Raw genomic sequence first — 21429 nt, forward strand, 5'->3', positions numbered from 1 at the left:
GCAACCAATGGGGAACGAGAGATGGTTGATGATTTTACCAGAATTCGGTTGGCGCCCACGCGCCGTCAGTTCCTGAAAACGACTGCCGCCTTCGGCGGTGCCGCACTTGCTGCATCGACCGGCCGCTTGGGGGAAGCCTTCGCGCAGGACGCAAACAGTACGCTGGTGATCGCGGCGCCCGCGACGCCCCAGGGCCTCGACATCGAGTTCGACGTCAGCCTGGGCTCCATCGATTCCCTCGGTGCGCTCTACGAGTACATGCTTGGCTATGAGAAGATGGATGATCCCAATGCACCCGGCGTGCTGCGGGAGGATACCGGCGTCCATACCGACAAGCCGAACAACCTCGCCTTGCGCGGCCGGTTGGCGGAAAGCTGGGAAGTGGCCCCCGATGGCCGCAAGGCGACCTTCAAGCTACGCGAGGGTGTCGTCTCCAACTGGGGCAACAAGTTCACGTCCAAGGACGTAAAATGGACTTGGGACCGCAAGTTCAACCTCAAGGGGCAAGGCCTGTTCCAGACCGCGGTGCTCGGTCTCAAGACGCCTGACCAGATCAAGGTGGAAGGCGACTATGCGGTCTCCTTCAATCTCGAACAGCCAAATCCATTGCTTCTCAAGCAGCAGTGTAACCTCGCCAACCCGATCTACGACGCCACCAAATGCGCCGAAGCCGGTGGCTCCGACGACCCGTGGGCGGTCAATTTCCTCAAGAACGATAGTGCTGGCTTTGGCCCATATCGCCTTGCCCAGCTCGTGCGCGGTCAACAAGCCGTGTTCGAGGCGCGCGAAGACTACTGGGATGAAAAGCCCTTCATGAAGCGCGTCATCATGCGCGAAGTGCCGCAGTCGGCCAGTCGTTTCTCGCTGCTGCAGGGCGGCGCGGTCGACATCGCACAGTTCCTGCAGCCGCGCGAACTGGAGGCGCTGAAGAAGCAGCAGAACGTGGCGGTGGATGCCGTCAATTCGTCCTACATGATCTGGCTGGAGCTCAACTCCAAGATCGCTCCATTCGATAATGTCGACGTGCGCCGTGCCATCAACCTCGCTATCCCGCGCGACGAGATCATCCGCACCATCTACTACGGCTATGCCGACGAGCAGAAGGCGCCGATGCCCTATATCTACCCGATGGCGGATGAAAGCTTCTTCGCGTACGGCTATGATCTTGCCAAGGCCAAGGAGCTTCTTGACAAGGCAGGCGCCAAGAACCTGGCGACCACCTTGTCCTACAACGCCGGCGACCCGACGCAGGAGCCGATCGCATTGCTGATCCAGACCGCGCTAAAGCAGATCGGCGTGGAGCTGACGTTGGAGAAGCTGCCGGCCGGCGTGTTTTACGAGAACGTCACCAAGCGCGCCAAGCCGATGATCTTCTATCTGGATTCGCCGTGGACGCCGGATCCGGGCTACTCGACCTACCTCTACTTCAACTCCGAAAGCTACGTGAACTATTCCAATTATGACAACAAGAGCGTCGATCAGATGATCAAGGACGGTCTTGCCACGCTTGATGACAATGTGCGTAAGCAGAAATACTCGGAGGTGCAGAAGACGTTGATGGACGAAGCGCCCTGGGGCTTCATTGCTTATCCGAAATACACGCTGGCGCGTAAGGCGAACCTCAAGGGTTACACTTACTACACGTCCAATAATCTTCGGTTCCAGGATTTCAGCCGCGGCTGATGAGGTCTTGTCCCTGGAGGCTGCCGCCTCCGGGGACAAGTTAGTGTATCGGAAAGATCTTAGATGTCTTCGAAGCTTAGCCTTCTCCTGAGGCTGGCGGTCATCCGGCCGAGATTTGCGATCGGCTATCTGATCGTCATCGCGATCACCCTGCTGGCGATCTTCGCGCCGGCCATTGCACCCTATTCGCCGACCGAGGCGGATTCGGCCAGCTTCCTGCAGCCGCCGGATGCCACCCATCTCTTTGGCACCGACAATGTCGGCATGGATATTTTCAGTCGTTCCATCTACGCGCCCCGCATCGACCTGACGATCGCGATACTGGGCACGCTCCTGTCGGCGCTGATTGGCGGCTCGATCGGTGCTGTTGTTGGTTTCTACAGCAGCGGGCGCGGCATTCGCGTGTGGCTATCCTTCGCCGTCATGCGCGCGGCCGACGTGCTGCAGGCATTTCCCATTTTCGTCTTCGCCATCGCCCTGGTTGCCAGCCTCGGTCAGAGCATCCAGACGGTGGTTCTGGCCATAGCCTTCGTCAATGCGCCGATCTACTTGCGTCTCATGCGCTCGCAGGTGCTCAGCATCCGCTCCATGCGCTATGTCGAGGCTTCGCAGGTCAATGGCCTGTCGGACATGCAGACCATTCGGCGCCACATCATTCCCAATGCGATGGCGCCGGTGCTGGCGCAGCTATCGGTCAATGTCGGCTGGGGCATCCTGCTGACCTCGGCGCTGTCCTTCGTTGGTGCCGGCGTGCGCGCGCCGACACCTGAATGGGGCAGCATGATCGCCATGGGCTTTCAAAACGTGGTGACCGGCCAGTGGTGGCCGTCCATGTTCCCCGGCGCGATGCTCGCGATCACCGTATTCGGCTTCTCGTTGGTCGGCGCGTCCATCGAGGTCCTGGCCGATCCGTCCAAGCGCCGGCAGCTGCTGAGCGATGCACGCGAGCATCGCCGCCGGGTCGACCGGCCGGCGGAGGGCGCCTGATGCGCATCCTGGCCTATCTCGCCAAGCGCCTGATTTTCGTGATCCCGCAGTTGCTGGGCATTGTGCTCGTGAGCTTCCTGCTGGTGAAGAGCATTCCGGGTGACCCCGCTGTGCTGATGCTCGGGCCCACGGCGACGCCTTCGGCCATCGCCTCACTGCGCCAGCAGCTCGGGCTCGACCAGCCTCTCTACATGCAGTTCCTGATCTATGTGCGCAATCTCTTGCATGGCGACCTGGGAACCTCCTGGCAGACAACGCGGCCGGTGCTCGAGGATCTGCTTCAGCGCTTCCCGGCGACCCTCGAACTCGTCACGCTTTCGCTGCTCCTGGCTATCATCGTTGGGGTAACGCTGGGCGTCTATGCGGCGCGCAAGCCAAACGGCTGGATCGCGCGCCTGTCCGATCTCTATGGCTTGAGTGCCGGTGCGCTACCGGACTTCTGGTTCGCCCTCGTGCTGATCTTCATCTTCTATACCGTGCTCGGCTGGGCGCCTGCGCCTCTCGGCCGTATCGACATGATCGTCATACCGCCGGCGCCGGTCACCGGAGCCCTCACCATCGACGCGCTTCTCGCCGGCGACCTGCAGGCCTTCTGGTCTGCCTGCGCGCATCTGGTCCTGCCGGTGATGACGCTCGGGCTCCTGAATGCCGGTCCCATCCTCAAGATGACGCAGGCGACGATGGAGAAGATGCTGGACTCCGATTTCAGCCGCTTTGAAGTTTTGTGCGGGGTGCCGCAGAACCTTGTCGTGCGCCATGCGCTGCGCAATGCGTTGCCATCGATCGTCACCATTATCAGCGTGCTCTACGGCTTCCTGATCGGCGGTGCGGTGCTCGTCGAGATCGTGTTCTCGTGGGGAGGGGCGGGGCAATACGCGGTGCAAGGTGTGCTGAATTCGGACATCTATCCGGTTCTGGGCTTTGTGCTCTTCTCCGCCATCTTCTCCCTCATCGTCTACATCGCGGTCGACCTCATCTATTTCCTGCTCGACCCGCGGATCAGCAATTAATGTGAGAATGTCATTGGGCGCAGCAGAAATCATAAGCAAAACGCGCAACGCGTCCGGCGGCGACAAGCCGCCGTTGATCGACATCAGGAACTTGCGCGTGACGTTCCCGTCCGGAAGCGCCGAACCGAAGGCGGTGCTGAAGGGCATCGACCTTGCAGTACAGCCTGGCGAGATCGTTGGCCTGGTCGGTGAGAGTGGCGCGGGCAAGACGACGCTCGCCCGCTCCATCCTCGGGCTGCCGCCATCGCCGGGCCGCATCGCCGGCGGCGAAGTCCACTTCGAGGGCCGCCAGATCCTCAGCCTGTCCGAATCCGAACTCCGCCGTCTTCGCGGCCGCCGTCTCTCGGTCGTGGTGCCGAATCCCCGCGCTGAGCTCAATCCGCTGCTCAAGGTCGGCGACCAGATCGCCGCGATGGCGAGGATCCATCTCGGCGTCGGCGGCAAGGAGGCGCGGCGCATGGCGTTGAAGATCCTGCACGACGTGCAGATACCGGACCCGGAACGGCGCATGGATGCCTATCCTCACGAACTGTCCGGCGGCATGGCGCAGCGCGTCGTCATCGCCATGGCGCTGATCTGCAGCCCGGCCTTTATCATCTCGGATGACGCCACCAGCGGACTCGACGTCACGGTGCAGGCGCAGATCCTGGCCCTGCTGACCAAGCTTGCCTCGGAGCATGGCAGCGCCATGCTGTTCATCACCCGCGACGTCGGCATCACCGCGCATTTCTGCAATCGCATCGCTGTGCTGTTCTCGGGCGAAATCGTCGAAATCGCGCCGCGCGAGGCTCTCTTCCTCGCGCCCGCGCATCCCTACACATTGATGCTGCTTGCAGCCTTCTCCCATAGCCCCAGGCTGCGCGACAGCTGGAGCGTGCCGGACACTGGCCGGCGGCGCGAACCGCCCACCGGCTGCCAGTATGCCAACCGCTGTCCCATCTCTCAGCCGGTTTGCCGCGCACAGCGGCCACCTTTCGCCGAGATCGGTCCGGGCCACTTCGTCCGCTGCCATTTCCCCGTGAGGCACGCATGAACGCCGTCCTGACCATCGACAACCTCTACAAGCGCTTCCCCATTGCCGGCTCCAAGCAGGTGGTACAGGCGATCAACGGCGTCAGCCTGACCATCGAGCCGGGTGAGACACTGGGGCTCGTGGGCGAGAGTGGCTCAGGCAAGACCACGGTCGGCCGCTGCATCGTCGGCCTGATCGAGCCGACCGCCGGAAACATTCGCTTCCGCGGCACCGACCTGGCGCAGCGCCATCAACACAAGAGCAAGCTGGCTGGCAAGATTCAGCTTGTATTCCAGGAACCGAACGAGTCGCTCGACCCGCGCATGAAGATCGGCGACACGATCTGCGAGCCGCTCCTGCCGCTAAAGCTCGACCGCGAAACGAGGCGCCGCCGCACGGCCGACGCCTTGCGCCTGGTGCGGCTGGATACCGACTTGCTCGACGCCTATCCTTCCGAGCTGCCTTCCGGGCAACAGCAGCGTGTCGGCATAGCGCGCGCCATGGTCACGGAGCCCGAACTCGTCGTCCTCGACGAACCGACCTCGGCGCTCGACCCGACCGCCCGCGCCGAGATCATCGATTTGCTGCGGCGCATCCAGAGCGAACGCAACACCGCCTATCTGTTCATCTCCCACGACCTCTCCACGGTGCGCTTCATCAGCCACCGCGTCGCGGTGATGTATCTCGGCATGATCGTTGAGCAGGGCAGCGCCGAAACGGTCTTCAATCGCCCGCAACATCCCTATTCCAGTGGTTTGCTGTCGTCGGTCATGCTGCCGCATCCGCATCTCAAGATCGAAAGCAGCGTCAGCCTCAAAGGCGAGATCCCGAGCCCGATCAATCTGCCCCAGGGCTGCTTCCTGGCATCGCGCTGCCCGTTCGTCATCGATCGCTGCCGCCGTGAGATGCCGCCGGCTGAGACGGTCGGCGAACGGCACACGGTCCATTGCTTTCGCCACAAGGACGTCGCCGCTTCGGTGCCGGCCTCCGACACCTTCAACGTGTTCATGAAGGAAGCCGAACGCATCCTCGGCCGGCCGGCGCCCGGTGGTCTCGCGTCTTCGCTACGATAGTCAATCAACCAGGAAATGGGAAACCAAGCATGTCAGGACGTCTCGCTGGAAAGAAAGCACTGGTCACGGGAGGCGCACGCGGCATCGGTGGCGCGATTGCCACGGCCTTCGCGCGCGAGGGCGCCGACGTGGCCGTTCTCGACCTGAAACTCGAGGCCGCCGAGGCGCGCATCTCCGCCCTTGCTGATTTCGGTGCAAGGACCTTCGCCGTCGCGGCCGACGTCAGCGACGAGGCGCAGGTCGAGGCAGCCGTCAAGAAGGTGGAGGCGGCGCTCGGCCATATCGACATACTGGTCAACAATGCCGGCATCGACACGACGTCCGTCGTCGCCGAAATGAGCACCGGCATGTGGGACCAGATGATGGCCGTCAACCTGCGCAGCGTCTTTCTTTGCACGCGCGCGGTGCTGAAGCCGATGATTTCCCGCAAGTTCGGCCGCATCATCAATATCGCCTCGCAGCTCGGTCACAAGGGCGCGCCGGAAATGGCGCACTATGCGGCCGCCAAGGCCGGTGTCATCGGCTTCACCCGCTCGCTCGCCTATGAGGTGGCGCGCGACGGCATCACCGTGAATGCCATCTGTCCCGGCCCGATCGAAACGGAGCTATTCAAGGCGCTGCCGGAGGAATGGAAGAAGCGCAAGCTCGGCGAACTGCCGATCGGCCGCGCCGGCCATGTCGACGAAATCGCTCCCACCGCCGTGCTGCTGGCGTCGGAGGAGGGCGCTTACTACATCGGCGCGACCATGAATCCGAACGGCGGCGATGTCATGCTCTGATCAACCGCGGGCTGAATGGTTCCATCCAAATGTATCTTGTTCTAGCTATGTGGCGACAATTCCTGCTGACGCTGGGGCCTAGCCATGATGAAACGCAATCTTAGTGATGATGGAAAGACGGCGGCCTTACAGCCGCCCGACCTGCGGCGCGAGCGCCGGGAAGCCAGCGGCGGTGTGGCCCAGGCAACGGTGGCCGCCTTGCAGTCGATGATCCGCGACGGCAGGTTGCGACCAGGCGATACATTGCCGCCGCAGCGCGACCTGGCCCGCGACCTCAATGTGAGCCGCGCCACGCTGCGCGAGGCTCTGTCGATCCTCGCCACCATCGGCGAGATCGTTGCGCGCGAGGGAGGGCGGGGCTTCGTTTGTGCCGACCCTTCCGGCGCACCGGCAACTCCGTCCTGGCGCTTCGCGGCGCGTTATTCGCTGAGCGAGGTCTATCAGTTCCGCTACATCGTCGAATCCTACGCCGCCGAGCTCGCGGCGCTGACCCATACCGATCAGGAGATCGCCGACCTGAAGGAATGCACGATCGCCTTTCGCAACGCGGCGCGCGAAAAGGACCTCAATTCCTACGCGCAGACGGACTTCGATTTCCACAACCTCATCATGCGCATCTCGCGCAACAAGCTGCTGGTGGACATGCACCAGACATTCGCGAGCGTGCTGCTGGAGAGCCAGCGCCTGCCCACCGAGCGGCGGGGCAATCTGCTGTTCGCGGTGCAGGAGCATGATCGCATCCTGGAGGCGATTGCCATGGGCGATCCCGATGGCGCCAACTACTACATGCGCAAACATATCAGCATGGCGGGAAGCCGGGCCGGTCTTCCACCCTCGCAACTACCCTAGACGCCCTTCGGCCGGGGACATGAACAACGAAAGGAAGAGAGATGCCGAAAGAAATGTTTGTATCCTACGGAGTGGACGTTGACGCTGTCGCCGGCTGGTTGGGTTCCTACGGCGGTGAGGACAGCCCTTGCGACATCTCTCGCGGCGCCTTCGCAGGCAAGGTCGGCAGCCTCCGGCTGCTTCGGATGTTCGAAAAGTGGGGGATCAAGACGACATGGTTCATCCCCGGTCATTCCATCGAGAGCTTTTGGGACGAAATGAAGGAAGTGGCGGACGCTGGCCACGAGATCGGCATGCATGGCTACAGCCACGAGAACCCGATCGCCATGTCGCCCGAGCAGGAAGAGGCCATCTTCAACAAGTGCGTCGACCTGATCACCAAGCTTTGCGGCAAGGCGCCTCGCGGCTATGTCGCTCCCTGGTGGGAGTTCGGCTCGAAAACAAATGAGCTTTTGAAGCAGAAGGGGCTGCTCTACGACCACTCGCTGATGCATAACGACCATCACCCCTACTATGTGACGGTCGGCGACCAGTGGACGAAGATCGATTATTCCAAGCATCCATCCAGCTGGATGAAGCCGTATTCGCAAGGCGAGGAGACCGATCTCATCGAGATACCGGCATCCTGGTATCTCGATGACCTGCCGCCGATGATGTTCATCAAGGCCTCGCCCAACAGTCACGGCTTCGTCAACCCGCGCGATATCGAGCAGATGTGGCGCGACCAGTTCGACTGGGTCTACGAGAACTACGACTATGCCGTGTTCCCGCTGACGATCCATCCCGACGTGTCGGGCAAGCCGCATGTGCTGAAGATGCACGAACGGCTCCATGACTATATGAAGGGCTTCGAGGGCGTGAAGTTCGTCAAGATGGAAGAGATCGCGGCCGATTTCGGCAAGCGCTTCCCGCGCAGCGGCAAGGCACGTCCCAAATCCTGAGCGGCTTCGGCGTACTATGCCGGGATCGCCGCGCGGTCTCCGGCCCGGTTCGCTTGAGTGGTCAGACCCGATAGATCGGATTGATTATACTTTCTGTGTCATCTCGCCGATGGCAGCTCCCGTCAATTCTGCTGGAAACAGCAGAATTGATGGTGGATTTGGTGCCCTTCGCATTGCTTTTCGACCACCCATTTCCGGTCAGACCAAATGTGCTGAAAATTCAAGCTTTCTTGCAAGTTTTCTTAATTGTCATGGCGGGTAAGGCGTGCTAGCTCCAATCTTGGTCTGACCAAATAGGGAAGACTGGGAAGAGGTGGAATGAAGGATAGAACGCACAACGTCCTTGATTTCCGATCCGTGTCCAAGCGCTACGGTGCCACGATTGCGCTTGAGGATATTTCGTTTGAAATGCGCTCCGGCGAAGTGTGCGGTCTGCTCGGCGAAAATGGCGCCGGCAAGTCGACACTCGTGAAGATACTGAGTGGCGTCGTCACACCTGATACCGGCTCCATCGAATTGCGCGGCGCTCCTTTCAAGCCGCAGGGCATTGTGGACGCCCGCTTGGCCGGCATAGCAACCGCCTTCCAGGAACTCAGCCTGATTCCGACATTGTCAGTGGCCGCGAACCTGTTCCTGCCGCGCCCGGCACTCAACCGCCTTGGTCTGGTGTCGGCGCGCAACATCGAGCGTGAGGCGGCTGAGATTCTTCAAGCCCATGACGTGGCGGATATCGCGCCCCGGCGGCTGGTCGAGGATCTGCCGCTCGGCATGCGCCAGAAGGTCGAGATCGTGCGTGCGCTGCGGCACCGCCCGGCCGTGCTGGTGCTCGACGAAGCGACCGCCGCGCTCTCCGACCGTGAATGGCTTTTCAAGCTGGTCGATGCCGCTGTTCGTGGCGGCACGTCAGTGCTCTACATAAGCCACAAGCTCGACGAGATCCGCCGCTTGTGCCAGCGCTGCGTTATCCTGCGTAACGGCCGCAAGGTGCTGGAAAGCGATGTTGAATCCATGAGCGACGAAGCGATATTCAGCAGTATGGCCGGTCGCTCCGTGGTTGAATCCGCGGAGAAGGCGCCGTCGGCGGTTCGCGTCGGCGCCACGCCGGCGCTGGAGGTCGGTCACCTGATCGGCCCTGGCGTCAATGATATCAGCTTCTCGCTGGCTCCCGGCGAGATTCTTGGTGTGGCGGGTCTGGAGGGTCACGGGCAGTCCAGTCTCTTCAAGTCGCTGGTGGGCTTGTCGACGCTGCGAGAGGGCACGATCTCGATCGCAGGCAAGGCGACTTCGGTCGGCTCGCCTCGCGCGGCGCGTAGGCTCGGCATGGTGCTGGTGCCGGAGGAACGAAAGTCCGAAGGACTGTTTCACGATCTCACCACGCAGGCGAATATCTCGCTGCCGGTGATAGACAAGGTGAGCCCATTCAAGCTCGTAAACAGATCTTCCGAGCTGCGGCTGGTGGAGCAGGTAACCCCGGCAGTGAACCTTTCGAAGCAGCTCCTGCCCCTCAACGTCGGCGCGCTTTCGGGCGGCAACCAGCAGAAGGCGGTGCTGGCGCGGGCGCTGATAACGGGCGCGCGGTGCCTGCTGTTGTTCGATCCCACGCGCGGTGTCGATGTCGGCGCCAAGCGCAACATATACGCCATGATGCGCGCGTTCGTGCGCGATGGCGGCTCGATCCTGTTCTATTCGACTGAACTGGACGAACTCGTTCAGCTCTGTGATCGCTGCCTCGTTCTCTACCGCAATTCGATTGCCGGCGAGCTGGGCCGCGACCATCTCTCACAGGACCGTATGCTGTCGCTGGCATCCGGTTATCGCGACGGGTCGCGGCGGCCTGCCGCCCAAGGGGCGTAACGATGGCATCCGATACGCCTCGCGGCCGCTTGACAATTCTAGGCAACGGAGCGGTCGCCGCCATCGGCCTGCTTATCGTCATGTTCGCCGTCTATGCCGCCCACGAGCCTTCGGCACTCTCGCTGTTCGGCATCGGTAACCTCCTCAACAACGCCATCGTACTCGCCCTCGCCGCAACGGGACTGACGCTCGTCGTGGTATGCGGCGAGCTGGACCTTTCGGGCCCCGGTGTGATCGCCATCGCGAATGTGGTGGTGGCGACGGTGAGTGGCGGCGATGCGGGCGCCCTTGGCAGCTTCGGCCTGGTTCTGTTGGTCGGCCTCGTGGTCGGTGGTCTCAACGGCATACTGGTCGCCTATTTTGGACTGCAGTCGCTCGCCGTGACGCTCGGTTCTCTGATCGCATGCCAAGGCATCGCGCTCCTCATCCTTCCGGCACCTGGCGGCGAGGTGGTGGAATCCATCGCTTATGGCATCACCGGCGACATTCTACGCATTCCCGTGCCGGCGATCCTGTTGGTGCTGGTGCTCGTCTTCTGGTTTCTGCTCAAGCATTCGCGCATGGGCATAGCAATGTACGCGGTCGGCACGGATCAGACGGCCGCGCGGCTCTCGGGGCTCAATATCCGCGCCACCAGGCTATTCGCTTTCGTGGCCGCCGGCCTGTTCTATGCCATGGCCGGCTTCGTTTTCAGCGCCGAGATCGGTTCGGGCGATCCACGCATCAGCGATTCCTTCTTGCTGTTCATGTTCGCGGCGGTCGCGATCGGCGGCACGTCCCTGTTCGGCGGTCGCGGCGGGGTGGTCGGCACGCTGGCCGGTGCAGGTATTTTGACGGTGTTGCAAAAGATGCTGTTCGCGCTCGGCGTGGCTGACTTTTACACCAACATCTTCAACGGACTTATCATGATCTTGGCAATCCTTTTCGGCCAAGCCTCCGTCTATTTGGCGCGCCGTTCCGCGAGAAGGGAAGCCTGATGACCGACAAGGACATTACGACCCCGGCACAGACGTCCGAGCACGGCGCGCAGAGCGCGCGCCGCGCACTTGTCTCATCGGACCTTGTGCCGCCGATCACCGTGTTCGCCGCCACGGCGCTGCTGGTCATCGGCACGAAGATCGCCAGTCCCAATTTCGGTTCGTTCGACCAGCTCACCGCCATACTGGTTACCGCCATCTTCCTGGTGGTCGCTTCGTTCGGGCAGGGGCTGGTGATCCTTCTGGGCGGCATCGACTTGTCACTGGGCGTGGTCATCGGTGTCGGCGGCATGATGATCGCGGAACTTACGCGCGGCAGCAACGACGCGCTGCTGTACGCCATTCCGCTTACCCTCTTGTGCTGTCTTGGCATCGGTCTCATCAACGGCATCGGTGTGGCGATTGCCAAGATCCCGCCCTTCATCGTGACGCTGGCGTCCGGCATCACATTCTTCGGGGTGGCGCTGGGTTTCACCGCGGGCAATTCGCAACAATCGGTCGCTCCTGCGATCCAGCAGTTCATGAGCTCCCGCTGGCTGGGGGTACCCTACCCCGTCTATTTCATAATCGTCTTTGCGGTGTTCGCCTGGCTGTTCCAGAACAAGAGCGCGGAAGGCCGCAAGCTCTACGCCATTGGCAGCAGCCCTGGCGCGGCCAACGTGCTGGGCCTGCCGATCGCCGCGCTCACCATCGCAGTCTATGCCATCAGCGGCCTTTGTGCCGGAATGACCGGCATCCTCTTGGCCGGCTATTCCTCGAGCGCGACGCTTGACATGGGCGATGCGCTGCTGATGCCCTCCATCGCCGCCGTCGTCATCGGCGGCGCACGGGTCACCGGTGGCTCCGGCATCTATCTCGGAACTCTTGCCGGCGCGCTCTTCCTCAGCACGTTGTCCACCGTCATCACCACGCTCAGCCTCTCGCAGGGATTCCGCGACCTGGTGCAGGGCGGGATCATCATCATCGCTTTGCTGCTCCAGCGTGGGCGGCTCAATCTGCGAAGCCGTTAGTCGGCGGTCGCTTCAAATGGGAGAAAGAACATGAAGAACGCTTCGCGTAGACTGACTTACGGCCGGGCGGCCATCGCCGCCACGTTGCTTGGTCTGGGGACATCCAGCGCGAATGCCCAGGATACCTACAAGGTGTTCCTGAACATGAGCTACAGCGGCAACACCTGGCAGGCGAGCGCCGCCAACGGCATCAAGGCACTGGCTTCGACCCCGCCTTACGACAACCAGGTAGAGTTCAAGACCATTATCTCCGGCACCGACGTGCAGAAGCAGATATCTGACCTCCAGAGCATGATCGCGGCAGGCGCCAACGCCATTCTTCTGTATCCGCTCTCGCCGACTGCGCTCAACCGCACCATCAAGCAAGCCTGCGATCAAGGCGTCGTGGTGTTCACATACGACAGTACGGTTACGGAGTCCTGCGCGCACAACGTCTCCAACATCACCGCCCGTTACGGCGCCAATACGGCGCAGTGGATGGTGAACCAGATGGGCGGCAAGGGAGAGCTGATCTTCAACCACGGCGTCGCCGGCACGACCGTGACCAAGACCTATGACGAACAGGCCTATGGCGTGTTCAAGAAATATCCCGACATCAAGATCGTCGGCGATTTCTATGGCAACTGGAACGACGCGACCTCGCAGGAGGAGGTTGCCAAGATCCTAGCCGCGCACCCCAACGTCGACGGTATCTGGACGGTTGACGGCACCTTTGGCTCTTTGCAAGCCGTCATCAACAGTCGTCCCGACAAGCTGGTCGTGATTGCCGGCCAGTCCAACAACGGCTATCGTCTCGCGATGGCGGATCCGGCAATGCAGGCCAAGGGCCTGAAAGGCGTCTCCTCGAGCGCGGGTCCGGCCGTTGGCGGCTACGCCTTCAAGCTCATGATGGAAGTCGTGACCGGCAAGAAGAAGCTAACCGCTAACAACATCGAATATCCGCTGCCATGGGTTGAGCCGCAGGATGTGAAGCTCTGCCAGGGTGAGACCTTCGTTGACGGCTGCAACACTTTCCCTGCCGACAAGGTGCCACCGCTCTTCATCGACACCTCGCTGAACGGCGATCTGCTGCCCGAACTCAGCTTGAAGTCGGTGCAAGATGGTACGCCCACGCCGGGCGCAACCATCAAGGATCTGCCCGACGTGACCTACGCCGACAATTTGCCCGGCATCAACTGCGGAAAATGTGAGCCGACCAAGGGCTGGCTGGAGCCAAACAAGGTTAAGCCGATCCCGGCCCCTTGAGTTCCTCGACAGAAGAACGCGGCCTCGGCATTTCCGAGACCGCGTTCTTCTTCTGGTCGAAGCCTGCGGTAGACCAGGCAGGGGGGACTTGGCATCGCCAGGCAGGGCAACCACCTACAGAGGAACTGTAAGGCCCTGTCGGGGTCAAACGGTCTCCGAAGACGGTCATCCAAGGAGCAGATCATGTGCTCGCTATGCGGCGTTCTAGGCAGCAACGAACATTGGACCGATGCCGTGGCCCGGCCCGGCGTTTACACGCGCAACGTCGAAAACGTTGACCGGCGCCGTGAGCGCGCCAATCGCGTCAGGATAGCTAATCTCATCCTGGCCTCCTTCGGCATGCGGCTGGCGGACTGGCAGGGGACGGCCTTTGTCATTTCAACGCGAACGGGCAAGACCGAGATCATCAACGATCTCGGACACCTATGGCAGGCTGCGGAGCGTCTTTCGGGCAGGACTTGCGATCCGTTGGAGGCCGATGTCATCGCAAGCTTCGAAGCCGGTCGCGATGGCTGAACTACCGCCTTTCACCCCGGTCCACCTGCTGACAGGTTTTCTCGGCTCGGGCAAAACGACGCTTCTGAAACGGTTGCTTGATGACCCTGATCTATCGGACGCGGCCGTGCTCATCAATGAATTCGGCCAGGTTGGGCTCGACCACCACTTGGTGGAACGAATTGACGAAACCATGGTACTGCTTCAGTCCGGCTGCGTGTGCTGCACCGTGCGCGGTGAACTGGCCGACGCGATCCGCGATCTATATTCGAAGCGGGAGCGAGGCCAGATATCCCCGTTCCGGCAGGTAGTGGTCGAAAGTACGGGGCTGGCTGACCCATTTCCGATTCTTTCGACGCTAAAATCCGATCCGATGCTGAAGCACCATTTCATCGTGGGAAATGTGGTGACCACCGTCGACGTCATGAACGGGATTGCCAACCTCGACCGATATATCGAATCCAATCGTCAGGTGGCCATTGCCGACAGGCTGGTCATGACCAAGACCGATCTCGCTGACGACGCCAAAATCGGGCGACTTGCAGATCGGCTGGAGCGCATCAATCCGGATGCCCCGATACTGAATGTCCGCTCCGGGTTCTGCGCACGAGATCTGTTCGAGCAGGAGACTGTAGCCCGTGCAAGCCAGCTGCAATCGCAGTCAGGCTTCTTCTGCGAGGAGGCTGCCGTGTTGGCGACTGCCGACGGACAGGCGCATCAAGCGGCGATCGCATCCTGCGTCCTGGTCTGGGACGAGCAAGTCGATTGGACCGCGTTCGGCTTATGGCTCACCATGCTGCTCAACAGACATGGAGAGCGTGTCCTTCGGGTGAAGGGCATTCTGAACATCGCAGGTGAAGACCGCCCGGTCGCGGTCCACGGTGTGCAGCATCTCGTTCATCCTCCTGTACATATGGAGGCGTGGCCGAGCCAAGACCGCACATCGCGGCTGGTCATCATTGCCGACGGCCTCGATTTAGAACGGGTGCAGCGCTCATTCGCTGCATTCGCATTGGCCAGCCAGCCCAAAGTCATGGTGATCGGCGGCGCGTAGCCGAGCGCCAATGTACCCCACACGGACCAACCGACCGCGGCGATGGTCATTGGCATGCCGATCATGATGATCATCGTGGCGATGCTGGTGCTGCTGATGATCATGCGTCATCGGCGACCGAAGCGCGGCGGCGATGATCAGCATCACGCTGCCTTCGTCCCAAGCGAAAGCCGCTCCCCGCTCAGAAGACACAAACCGCCAAGCGCGGCGCGGCCGACGCGATGTTGAGCGCCTCTCATACACGCTGCGGCTCGGTGCGGCATCCCAGAACCACGATCACGCCCAACTGCGTCGGCATCTTGCCGATTTGGTCGCGGCCTACAATTTCGGTCGCAGACTCGAAACCCTCAAAGTCTCACCCCCTACGAGTTCATCTGCAAGGCATGAGCTTCCCAGCCCGAGCGCTTCACTCTCAATCCGCTCCAGCAAATGCCGGGACTTCTCTATTCGGTGTGTTGAAGTCAATCGCTTTCAAGCTTCCTCTACCATGGGCATTTGATGTCTTTCGCGAGGCCCTGCTTCTCTTCGGGATCGGCGCTTTGGCCCTCCCAGCATGGGATCAGTTGGAATGAAGGGGACAATCTAAACAGCGTTCTCACCACGTTGCCGCGGTGGAAACGAGTCCCGGCACGTCCTCTCTTCATCCTCCGTCCCGCGAAGGACATGTATCCGCCCTTGGCGGATCCCGTTATCGGATCTTCTCCCTTTCGTTTGGTGGACCCGGCTATATCACCCCCGTCGCTTCCTCTCGCGCCCAGCGGAACTCACCGCCGTCGGACCATATTCTGTGCATGATGACAGCCATTCTGCGAGCAAGGGCAACGGTCGCCCTTTGCCGGCCTCGACGTTTGGCGATGTTCATCCCCAAGTTTTCAGCCATGACCACTTTTTCACCACCGTCAGCAAGACTTGCGCGGCTTCATAAAGCAGCGTCCGCATCATGGCGTCACCGCACAGGGAAACACGTCCGACGCGATTGTCCTCGCCTGATTGATGCAACCGCGGCGTCAACCCGAGAGCCGGACCTACGGCTTTCGAGTTCTTGAAGCGTGCAGGAACGTCGACCGTGGCATTGAAAGCCAGCGCAACGACAGGGCCGATACCAGGCACGGTCATCAACCGCCTGCAGAACCGTGTCATCCTTCACGATCGACAACAACCTTTCATGCAGCACCGTGAACTGCTCGCGAAGTTTCTGTCGGGCGGCAAGCAACGCCTCCATAATGTCACATAGCTCCGGAATGTCGTTGGAAAGGTCCTGGATGCGATCTGCAAATTTGGCAGCGCCGACAGACTGGTGCAGCCATGGGTATCTCCCCTCGACAACCCCCTTCAGAAAAAACGCATCCAGCGGCCATTTCTCCTGAATTCCCGCACTTTGGCTTTCCAGCGATAAACTGGCCTTGGGCGATGAATGGAAACGGTCAGGTGTCTGTGCTCGAGAAGGTCCACATAATTGGCACTGTTGAATTTCGATTTCGGTCTCGAATTAAGAAAGCTGGTGCAAATCCAGCTTGATCGGCCTCTCGGGCTTCCGGACGAAAAGCGCAGATCCTGTTGCATTGCGCGCTGGATCGCCGATCGCGCTATCGCCCAGGCCCTAGCGAAGTAAGCAAAGGTACGTTCGCCTCCTGCAATCTGGGAGTTCTTGCCGACATCGGCGCGAAGGGCACTTGCGCCTTCGTAAAGCGTTCTCCTGTCAGAGATGCGGTGAAGGCTCCATGATCATGAAGAGAACGGATGGATCAGGTTCGAATGACAATGTCTCAACGGGCGTGCCGGCGTCCTTCCCCTTTGATCGGACCACCGTCGAACGCTTCCGGAAGAGTTTTCCCCGGGCCCGCTGGAGCGATCAACTCAAGGCCTGGTTTGTCCCGGGAAAGACCGCAGCTCGGCGCGTCAATCGTTGGATGGAGCAAGAACTCGCCGGATCGAGCGTGCATGCTGACAGCAGAGGACGCGACGCCTACGCCTTCGATCCTATCGTTTCCAAGTACCTGTTCGTGCACCAGGATCGGCTGGAGGTGCAAACACCATATTCTCGCTCGGTGGTGAAGGTGATGCGCGACGTGCCGTTTGCGTCCTGGGATCCCGACAGGCACGCTTGGAAAGTGCCATATCGCTCCTATGAACAACTGCATCGACGCTGGGCGGAAATTGAGGCTGCCGCTCTTCGCAACGAGCCCGAAGCGCGAAAACAGCGCGCGGCGCAGAGGCAGGGGTCTCCGCAAGAACTGGCGTCTCGCGCCCATGCCACGGAACGCCGCCGCAGGCGCTATCCGCTGGATCCAAACGATCTTCCGCCGCTTGGCCGGCCGGTAATGACACGGGGCTACGGTGTCATCGTCTTCATCGGGTGCGATGGCGAGCCCGTCGATGGCGACATTCTTGGTACCCAGTACGCCGACTTTCCAGACCACCATGACTATGTCTGGGGTCGGTGGCGTCCCGCCGCCTTCGATGAGCTCATCAAGACCTGGCCCTCGCGAACCAAGACGGAGATTGGTGACGCGCTTTGGTGGCAGCCAACTCTCGATGACCTCAGGGTCGCACGAAAGGCGGCGCGTGGGTTGGAAAGACGGCGAGGTCGAGTGTGACCCTGTTTGCCACCGTTGAGGCTCTTCTCGATGCCTCCACCGAAGTCTGCAAAGTCGGCGGGTCCATACCTCGTCGGGTTTGGACTCGATCCGTGCAAGCACGCGCGTACGGAAATTGCTGTCAGGCTCAACCAAGGACATGTCCGAAATATGCGACAAGTTTCGGACAAAGGCGTGAACCTGCTGACATCTGAACTTGGCCCCGTCAAAATCGACTAGTCGAGCTCTATCCAAGCCGGCGCATGATCGCTGGGCTTTTCCCACCCTCGCGTCCCAACATCCACGCCGGCATCGCGAAGCCTGGGCGACAACGATGGACTGACGAGCAGATGGTCCATTCGCAGGCCAGAACTCTTGTCGTAGCCGCCGCCATAGGAGTGATTCCAATAAGTATAGACCCCCTTCTCCGGGCGGATGCGCCGGACCGCATCGATCCAGCCATCCTCAAGCATCTCGGCATAGGCTTGCCGGCTCTCGGGGAAGAAAACCGCATCGCCGAGCCATCGTCGCGGCACCACGGCGTCAATCGGAGTTGGAACGACGTTGTAGTCTCCACACAGCACTGTCGGCGCTCCCGCTTTGAGCAAGTCCTGGCCGTGGCTGATCAAGCGGTCGAACCAGCGCAGCTTGTAGTCGAACTTGGGACCAGGCGCTGGATTCCCATTGGGCACGTAGAGACAGCCGACAACGAGCCGGTCCACCTGGGCTTCGATGTAGCGGCTGTGAGTGTCATCAGGATCGCCAGGCAAGCCGCGCCGGCGTTCAACCGGGTCCATCCCTCGAGTTACAATGGCCACTCCGTTGTAGGATTTCTGGCCATGCCAGATGGCGCCGTACCCCGCCTCGCGGATGGCCTCGATCGGAAATTTCTCGTCGGACGTTTTTAGTTCCTGGAGGCAGACGATGTCGTAGTTGGTGGCCGAGAGCCACTTGAGGAGCACGGGCAGCCGTCCATTGACACCGTTCACATTGAAGGTGGCAATCCGAACCATTTGTCGTGGCTCATTTCTTTCCGAGTTTGTCCTTGACCTTCTTGCGACTGTTGCCGACCGATTTCACGGCCGATTTGACGTCGGCTTTGCTTGCCCCACTCTTGCCCGCCTCGTATTTCACCTCATGATTCTGCCCGCCAGCGACCTTTGCGCGGTCCTGGCTGCGCCCGCGAGTTGTTTGAGTAGCGGCCATTTCTTCCTCCAAGGATTACGTTTCGATTTCCCAACAACGCGGCCGGACTCTTCCGGTTCAATTCATCGGCGCGTAGTGTGGAACTGAAAGTCAGGGCCGGCTATTGGATCGAACTATGTGTTCGGGTTCCGCATGCCGGCCGTAGAGGCCGCCCTCTACCCGGACATTACCCCCTGCCTCAGTTTCGTCCGTTCCAGCGCTGCGCGCTGATCGACGACATACCGGTCCATACGGGAATGACGAAGTGCAGGTGAAATGAATAGGAGATCGCGGCGATCTCTCCTCGATATACACATGGCGAGGCGAGCGACCGCGAGAAGCACGAATGTCCTCTTTGGAAATCCGGTACCCATCCGGTGAAGCAGCCTTGCTGACATAGGCTGAAGGGCTGCAAGTTCTAGTGCCAGCACTAGGAGTAGCCCTATGACGAAGCATCAGATTGAAGTGATCACCTCGGTCGAGCGGCGCCGGCGCTGGGCCGGAGGAGAAGGAGCGGGTGGTCGGCGCGACATTTGAACCGGACGCCAATGTTTGGAGCTTGCGCGATCGGCCGGCATTCAAGGATCGATGACGGACGCTTTGATCGCATTGGTAGCCGCGGCCACAGAGCGCACGGGACTGCCGCTCCCGGGTCCAGCGGCTTCACTTCGTCCAAGTTTTCAGGCTCTCTCACATTCTCCCGAGCAGCCAGATCAGCCCAGCGTCCGGCTCGGCCTCAGTGCTGCTGGTACCTGACGCCCTTTCGAGGGCGCAATGGATGTTTCGCAAAGTCGAGGTGCATGACTATCATAGTTAATTGTAACTGCTGGTAACCTTGCGTAACCGGTAGCCATCAGTAGCTTTTGAGCAGAGAACGGTATGTTGTATCCTGGTCGTTTTTTGGGGCCGAGCGATATTGTTATGCTTGCCCACGTTTGTCACTCCGTCTGCAAAGAGCGCGGCGTAGCCCCTGCTTCGAACGAAGCAGCGCGCATTGCTGCGCACGTCCTCAGGCTCTTTATGAACGGCCTGACTGAGGAGGATGAACTGCTCGATGCTGAGAGGAACTGGGCTCGACGGCTCGACCCGTCATACCTGCAGAATCCCGTCAATTACGCTGAGACGGAAGAGGCCGCGTAATCCCCAGGCGCTTGTCAAAGGTGAAATTATGTCGGTCGTGCAGACCGATTAGATCAATCACCAGCCGCGAGCTCCGGATCGGCCGGCTCAAATCATTGGACGAAGATGCGTTGCCGCTAACGGGCAAAGAACTCTGCTAGCGGTCAATTGGGTGGGCGAAATTCTGTGGGCCCACAACGCCAGCAGGATCGCCTCGTACGCACTGCCGATCTCCCAGTCGAGGTAATTTCGGCTGTCATAGCCGATGATTTGCTCCATTGCTTCCTTATCTCGGGCATTGAGAGCTCTTGGGTTCGCGGTCAATCGGACCTCCTGCGCAACCAGCCGCCCAGCCATTCGCCATCCCGTGGAGAAAATTCGCCATCCCGTGGAGAAAAGATGACATGGCGGCCCTCCTCGGGCTCTCTCGATCGGACCAAGGAGCCTTATCAGGCCGAGGCGGTTCGGACGTTTCACGCGCCTCGGAGAAGTCGAATGACCAAAGACCGTCCCCGTTCATTGTCCCGACGTGAAGTCATGGCGGCAGCAGGAGTCGGAATAGCGGCCGGCGTCTCGGGTACGGCCAGCGCCCAGCAAACAACGACCAAAATCTCAGAGAACGGACCCGCGATGCAAGATCCCCGCTCCAAGTACCCGAAGCCGCCATTCGAAGCACAGACGCAGCCCTGGCCCGGCCTGGCACGCGACATGAAGCCGAAACCCGACCACGGAGAGACCAGCTACAAGGGTTCAGACCGGCTTGCGGGTCGCAAAGCTCTGATCACGGGAGGCGATTCCGGTATGGGCCGGGCCGCCGCTATTGCTTATGCGCGCGAAGGAGCGGATGTCGCGATCAACTTCTATCCGTCGGAAGAGCCCGACGCGAGTGAGGTGATCCAACTTATACGAGATGCCGGCAGGACCGGAGTCGCGCTTCCCGGCGATTTGCGGGAGGAGGCTTTCTGCCAGAAATTGGTTGCCGACGCCCTGCAGCAGCTCGGCGGGCTCGATATCGTCGTCTGCAATGCCGGCCGGCAGCAGGCGAAACCCTCCATCCTCGACATAACGAGCGAGGACTTCGACGCTACAATGAAGACCAACATCTACGCGCCGTTCTGGATCATCAAGGCGGTGCTGCCGCATCTGAAGCCAGGATCCTGCATAATCGGAACGACCTCGGAACAGGCCTACGATCCTTCGCCCGAGCTCTACGACTACGCTCAGACCAAGGCCGCGACTATGAACTACGTGAAGTCGTTGGCGAAGCAGCTCGGACCTAAGGGTATTCGCGTAAACGGCGTGGCCCCGGGACCGATCTGGACGCCCCTGCAGATAAGCGGCGGCGCGTCGGAGGAAAAATACAAGAAATTCGGCAGCACAACTGCGTTGGAACGGCCGGGTCAGCCGGCGGAACTGGCCTCCATCTATGTGCAGTTGGCAGCCAACGATGCAAGCTTCGCAACCGGAAATATCTACGGGTCCGGCGGCGGCCAGGGGCAGCCATAAGCAAACAAAGGGGCAAAGGTGATGCTCCCAAGCGGATCCTTCATCACCTCGTCGCCCGCAAGATCCGCTGAGCG

Annotated in this window: 20 protein-coding genes and 1 pseudogene; 17 read left to right on the forward strand and 4 right to left on the reverse strand. The window is 60.8% G+C overall.

All coding sequences use genetic code 11. The features are described 5' to 3' along the window. The first annotated feature begins 21 nt into the window (after positions 1–21). The 15 genes from LB547_RS22080 (at position 22) to LB547_RS22150 (ending at position 15197) form a co-directional block, all read left to right on the forward strand. Positions 22–1683: an ABC transporter substrate-binding protein gene (locus LB547_RS22080; RefSeq protein ID WP_140560030.1), complete on the forward strand. Its 1662-nt coding sequence runs from the start codon at positions 22–24 to the stop codon at positions 1681–1683. Positions 1684–1746: 63 nt separating this feature from the next. After that, positions 1747–2670 carry an ABC transporter permease gene (locus tag LB547_RS22085; protein ID WP_140523273.1) on the forward strand — a complete coding sequence of 308 codons (924 nt, stop codon included), beginning with the start codon at positions 1747–1749 and terminating at the stop codon, positions 2668–2670. Continuing rightward, positions 2670–3680: an ABC transporter permease gene (locus tag LB547_RS22090; protein WP_210239621.1), complete on the forward strand. Its 1011-nt coding sequence runs from the start codon at positions 2670–2672 to the stop codon at positions 3678–3680. Before LB547_RS22085 ends, LB547_RS22090 begins: the two co-directional genes overlap by 1 nt. Positions 3681–3777: 97 nt before the next feature. Next, on the forward strand, positions 3778–4713 hold the full coding sequence (locus LB547_RS22095; protein ID WP_181165428.1) for an ABC transporter ATP-binding protein: 936 nt from the start codon (positions 3778–3780) through the stop codon (positions 4711–4713). Then, a complete protein-coding gene (locus tag LB547_RS22100) occupies positions 4710–5765 on the forward strand; it encodes an ABC transporter ATP-binding protein (RefSeq protein ID WP_140523278.1) in 1056 nt (351 codons plus the stop codon). Before LB547_RS22095 ends, LB547_RS22100 begins: the two co-directional genes overlap by 4 nt. A gap of 29 nt (positions 5766–5794) precedes the next feature. Beyond that, the gene (locus tag LB547_RS22105) at positions 5795–6544 is read left to right on the forward strand and encodes an SDR family NAD(P)-dependent oxidoreductase (RefSeq protein WP_140523280.1); all 750 of its coding nucleotides are present in this window, start codon (positions 5795–5797) and stop codon (positions 6542–6544) included. Positions 6545–6628: 84 nt separating this feature from the next. Beyond that, positions 6629–7393 (forward strand): FadR/GntR family transcriptional regulator, encoded by a 765-nt coding sequence (locus tag LB547_RS22110; RefSeq protein ID WP_224656196.1) that lies wholly within the window; start codon positions 6629–6631, stop codon positions 7391–7393. Between the two features lie 41 nt (positions 7394–7434). After that, positions 7435–8334 (forward strand): polysaccharide deacetylase family protein, encoded by a 900-nt coding sequence (locus tag LB547_RS22115; protein WP_140523283.1) that lies wholly within the window; start codon positions 7435–7437, stop codon positions 8332–8334. Between the two features lie 318 nt (positions 8335–8652). Further along, positions 8653–10188: a sugar ABC transporter ATP-binding protein gene (locus LB547_RS22120; protein WP_140523285.1), complete on the forward strand. Its 1536-nt coding sequence runs from the start codon at positions 8653–8655 to the stop codon at positions 10186–10188. Between the two features lie 2 nt (positions 10189–10190). Beyond that, on the forward strand, positions 10191–11165 hold the full coding sequence (locus tag LB547_RS22125; protein ID WP_140523288.1) for an ABC transporter permease: 975 nt from the start codon (positions 10191–10193) through the stop codon (positions 11163–11165). Further along, a complete protein-coding gene (locus LB547_RS22130; protein WP_140523290.1) occupies positions 11165–12175 on the forward strand; it encodes an ABC transporter permease in 1011 nt (336 codons plus the stop codon). Before LB547_RS22125 ends, LB547_RS22130 begins: the two co-directional genes overlap by 1 nt. A 30-nt stretch (positions 12176–12205) precedes the next feature. After that, entirely contained in the window at positions 12206–13420 is a 1215-nt protein-coding gene (locus LB547_RS22135; RefSeq protein ID WP_140523293.1) for a sugar ABC transporter substrate-binding protein, read from the forward strand. A 183-nt stretch (positions 13421–13603) separates the two neighbouring features. Continuing rightward, positions 13604–13936: a hypothetical protein gene (locus tag LB547_RS22140; RefSeq protein ID WP_140523295.1), complete on the forward strand. Its 333-nt coding sequence runs from the start codon at positions 13604–13606 to the stop codon at positions 13934–13936. Continuing rightward, on the forward strand, positions 13929–14969 hold the full coding sequence (locus LB547_RS22145) for a CobW family GTP-binding protein (RefSeq protein WP_140523298.1): 1041 nt from the start codon (positions 13929–13931) through the stop codon (positions 14967–14969). Before LB547_RS22140 ends, LB547_RS22145 begins: the two co-directional genes overlap by 8 nt. A gap of 54 nt (positions 14970–15023) precedes the next feature. Beyond that, on the forward strand, positions 15024–15197 hold the full coding sequence (locus LB547_RS22150) for a hypothetical protein (RefSeq protein ID WP_181167739.1): 174 nt from the start codon (positions 15024–15026) through the stop codon (positions 15195–15197). Between the two features lie 496 nt (positions 15198–15693). Here the strand turns inward: LB547_RS22150 and LB547_RS22155 are convergent. Continuing rightward, a pseudogene (locus tag LB547_RS22155) lies at positions 15694–16260 on the reverse strand (transposase); the annotation flags it as partial. 430 nt (positions 16261–16690) lie between these two features. On the opposite strand from LB547_RS22155, the gene LB547_RS22160 reads away from it, so the two are divergent. After that, on the forward strand, positions 16691–17566 hold the full coding sequence (locus LB547_RS22160; protein ID WP_224656195.1) for a hypothetical protein: 876 nt from the start codon (positions 16691–16693) through the stop codon (positions 17564–17566). A gap of 215 nt (positions 17567–17781) precedes the next feature. On the opposite strand, the gene xth is transcribed toward LB547_RS22160, so the two are convergent. The 3 genes from xth to LB547_RS22175 all read right to left on the reverse strand — a co-directional run bounded on the left by xth (position 17782) and on the right by LB547_RS22175 (position 20173). Next, positions 17782–18558, reverse strand: a complete 777-nt coding sequence (xth, locus tag LB547_RS22165; protein WP_140523301.1) for an exodeoxyribonuclease III — start codon at positions 18556–18558, stop codon at positions 17782–17784. A gap of 10 nt (positions 18559–18568) precedes the next feature. Then, entirely contained in the window at positions 18569–18751 is a 183-nt protein-coding gene (locus LB547_RS22170; protein ID WP_140523303.1) for a DUF3606 domain-containing protein, read from the reverse strand. A gap of 1206 nt (positions 18752–19957) precedes the next feature. Beyond that, positions 19958–20173, reverse strand: coding sequence for a hypothetical protein (locus LB547_RS22175; protein WP_140523309.1), 216 nt, complete (start codon positions 20171–20173; stop codon positions 19958–19960). Positions 20174–20344: 171 nt separating this feature from the next. Here LB547_RS22175 and LB547_RS22180 point away from each other — a divergent pair, with 171 nt between their 5' ends. Beyond that, the gene (locus LB547_RS22180; protein WP_140555432.1) at positions 20345–21355 is read left to right on the forward strand and encodes an SDR family oxidoreductase; all 1011 of its coding nucleotides are present in this window, start codon (positions 20345–20347) and stop codon (positions 21353–21355) included. The last annotated feature ends 74 nt before the right edge of the window (positions 21356–21429 follow it).

Origin of the sequence: Mesorhizobium sp. B264B1B (assembly GCF_020165765.1) — a bacterium.
GTDB lineage: Bacteria > Pseudomonadota > Alphaproteobacteria > Rhizobiales > Rhizobiaceae > Mesorhizobium.

Excerpts from the sequence above, each read along its gene's own strand:
- LB547_RS22080 (WP_140560030.1), top strand. The coding sequence starts at position 22 with ATGGTTGATGATTTTACCAGAATTCGGTTGGCGCCCACGCGCCGTCAG.
- LB547_RS22085 (WP_140523273.1), top strand. The coding sequence starts at position 1,747 with ATGTCTTCGAAGCTTAGCCTTCTCCTGAGGCTGGCGGTCATCCGGCCG.
- LB547_RS22090 (WP_210239621.1), top strand. The coding sequence starts at position 2,670 with ATGCGCATCCTGGCCTATCTCGCCAAGCGCCTGATTTTCGTGATCCCG.
- LB547_RS22100 (WP_140523278.1), top strand. The coding sequence starts at position 4,710 with ATGAACGCCGTCCTGACCATCGACAACCTCTACAAGCGCTTCCCCATT.
- LB547_RS22105 (WP_140523280.1), top strand. The coding sequence starts at position 5,795 with ATGTCAGGACGTCTCGCTGGAAAGAAAGCACTGGTCACGGGAGGCGCA.
- LB547_RS22110 (WP_224656196.1), top strand. The coding sequence starts at position 6,629 with ATGATGAAACGCAATCTTAGTGATGATGGAAAGACGGCGGCCTTACAG.
- LB547_RS22115 (WP_140523283.1), top strand. The coding sequence starts at position 7,435 with ATGCCGAAAGAAATGTTTGTATCCTACGGAGTGGACGTTGACGCTGTC.
- LB547_RS22120 (WP_140523285.1), top strand. The coding sequence starts at position 8,653 with ATGAAGGATAGAACGCACAACGTCCTTGATTTCCGATCCGTGTCCAAG.
- LB547_RS22125 (WP_140523288.1), top strand. The coding sequence starts at position 10,191 with ATGGCATCCGATACGCCTCGCGGCCGCTTGACAATTCTAGGCAACGGA.
- LB547_RS22130 (WP_140523290.1), top strand. The coding sequence starts at position 11,165 with ATGACCGACAAGGACATTACGACCCCGGCACAGACGTCCGAGCACGGC.
- LB547_RS22135 (WP_140523293.1), top strand. The coding sequence starts at position 12,206 with ATGAAGAACGCTTCGCGTAGACTGACTTACGGCCGGGCGGCCATCGCC.
- LB547_RS22140 (WP_140523295.1), top strand. The coding sequence starts at position 13,604 with ATGTGCTCGCTATGCGGCGTTCTAGGCAGCAACGAACATTGGACCGAT.
- LB547_RS22145 (WP_140523298.1), top strand. The coding sequence starts at position 13,929 with ATGGCTGAACTACCGCCTTTCACCCCGGTCCACCTGCTGACAGGTTTT.
- LB547_RS22150 (WP_181167739.1), top strand. The coding sequence starts at position 15,024 with ATGCCGATCATGATGATCATCGTGGCGATGCTGGTGCTGCTGATGATC.
- LB547_RS22160 (WP_224656195.1), top strand. The coding sequence starts at position 16,691 with ATGATCATGAAGAGAACGGATGGATCAGGTTCGAATGACAATGTCTCA.
- xth (WP_140523301.1), bottom strand. The coding sequence starts at position 18,558 with ATGGTTCGGATTGCCACCTTCAATGTGAACGGTGTCAATGGACGGCTG.
- LB547_RS22170 (WP_140523303.1), bottom strand. The coding sequence starts at position 18,751 with ATGGCCGCTACTCAAACAACTCGCGGGCGCAGCCAGGACCGCGCAAAG.
- LB547_RS22180 (WP_140555432.1), top strand. The coding sequence starts at position 20,345 with ATGACCAAAGACCGTCCCCGTTCATTGTCCCGACGTGAAGTCATGGCG.